Origin of the sequence: Franzmannia qiaohouensis (assembly GCF_031451695.1) — a bacterium.
GTDB classification, from domain to species: Bacteria; Pseudomonadota; Gammaproteobacteria; order Pseudomonadales; family Halomonadaceae; genus Franzmannia; species Franzmannia qiaohouensis.
This window is the reverse complement of record NZ_JARWAM010000044.1, coordinates 1-1,951: the sequence shown is the minus strand read 5'-3', so window position 1 is coordinate 1,951 and position 1,951 is coordinate 1. Positions and strand designations below refer to the sequence as shown.

Sequence of the window (1,951 nt, the reverse complement as noted above, 5' to 3'; positions counted from 1 at the left end):
GACCCAAACAGTCTTTGCTCTGGCCGATCAGGTAATTCATTGTGAGCACTTGCCGACACGAGATGACGCGTCGATAAGGAGGTGATCCAGCCGCAGGTTCCCCTACGGCTACCTTGTTACGACTTCACCCCAGTCATGAACCACACCGTGGTGATCGCTCCCCCGAAGGTTAAGCTAACCACTTCTGGTGCAGTCCACTCCCATGGTGTGACGGGCGGTGTGTACAAGGCCCGGGAACGTATTCACCGTGACATTCTGATTCACGATTACTAGCGATTCCGACTTCACGGAGTCGAGTTGCAGACTCCGATCCGGACTGAGGCAGGCTTTATGGGATTAGCTCCACGTCGCCGTCTTGCAACCCTTTGTACCTGCCATTGTAGCACGTGTGTAGCCCTACCCGTAAGGGCCATGATGACTTGACGTCGTCCCCACCTTCCTCCGGTTTGTCACCGGCAGTCTCCCTAGAGTTCCCGACCGAATCGCTGGCAAATAGGGACAGGGGTTGCGCTCGTTACGGGACTTAACCCAACATTTCACAACACGAGCTGACGACAGCCATGCAGCACCTGTCTGTGCGTTCCCGAAGGCACCAATCCATCTCTGGAAAGTTCGCACGATGTCAAGGGTAGGTAAGGTTCTTCGCGTTGCATCGAATTAAACCACATGCTCCACCGCTTGTGCGGGCCCCCGTCAATTCATTTGAGTTTTAACCTTGCGGCCGTACTCCCCAGGCGGTCGACTTATCGCGTTAACTGCGCCACTAAGAACTCGAGGCTCCCAACGGCTAGTCGACATCGTTTACGGCGTGGACTACCAGGGTATCTAATCCTGTTTGCTACCCACGCTTTCGCACCTCAGTGTCAGTGTCAGTCCAGAAGGCCGCCTTCGCCACTGGTATTCCTCCCGATCTCTACGCATTTCACCGCTACACCGGGAATTCTACCTTCCTCTCCTGCACTCTAGCCTGACAGTTCCGGATGCCGTTCCCAGGTTGAGCCCGGGGCTTTCACAACCGGCTTATCAAGCCACCTACGCGCGCTTTACGCCCAGTAATTCCGATTAACGCTCGCACCCTCCGTATTACCGCGGCTGCTGGCACGGAGTTAGCCGGTGCTTCTTCTGTGAGTGATGTCTTCCCTTGCACGTATTAGGCACAAGGCGTTCTTCCTCACTGAAAGTGCTTTACAACCCGAAGGCCTTCTTCACACACGCGGCATGGCTGGATCAGGCTTGCGCCCATTGTCCAATATTCCCCACTGCTGCCTCCCGTAGGAGTTCGGGCCGTGTCTCAGTCCCGATGTGGCTGATCATCCTCTCAGACCAGCTACGGATCGTCGCCTTGGTGAGCCATTACCTCACCAACTAGCTAATCCGACATAGGCTCATCCGATAGCGCAAGGTCCGAAGAGCCCCTGCTTTCTCCCGTAGGACGTATGCGGTATTAGCCTGGGTTTCCCCAGGTTATCCCCCACTATCGGGCAGATTCCTATGCATTACTCACCCGTCCGCCGCTCGCCACCAGGAAGCAAGCTTCCCGTGCTGCCGCTCGACTTGCATGTGTTAGGCCTGCCGCCAGCGTTCAATCTGAGCCATGATCAAACTCTTCAGTTTCAATCAATGCGGTTCTTGCTCACGAAATCCCCGAAGGAACTCCATGAAAGCGAACCAATCTTGGCTCAAGGTTCAAACGTTTACTCAATTCCGATCCGAAGATCGGTGACGAGTCGCTTGCCTTGATGATGTGGTGACTGATCACCTCGTCATCGACAAGCGCCCACATGAATTACCTGATCGATTGTTAAAGAGCGTCTCGCTGTTGCCGTGGCTCGTGAAGAGCCGCCAGCGCCCGGCGAGGAAGGCGTATTCTACAGAAGCAGCGTGGCATGTCAAGCCGTGGCGGGGAGCGTCATATCGATAGAACCGATCTCGTCTCGTCCTGCCAGGCGTC

The 1,951-nt window shown here is 55.6% G+C and carries 1 rRNA gene; it reads right to left on the bottom strand.

Annotated features, from left to right (window positions below):
- Window positions 1–74: 74 nt before the first annotated feature.
- Window positions 75–1,614 (bottom strand): 16S ribosomal RNA (locus tag QC821_RS21640).
- Window positions 1,615–1,951 lie beyond the last annotated feature (337 nt).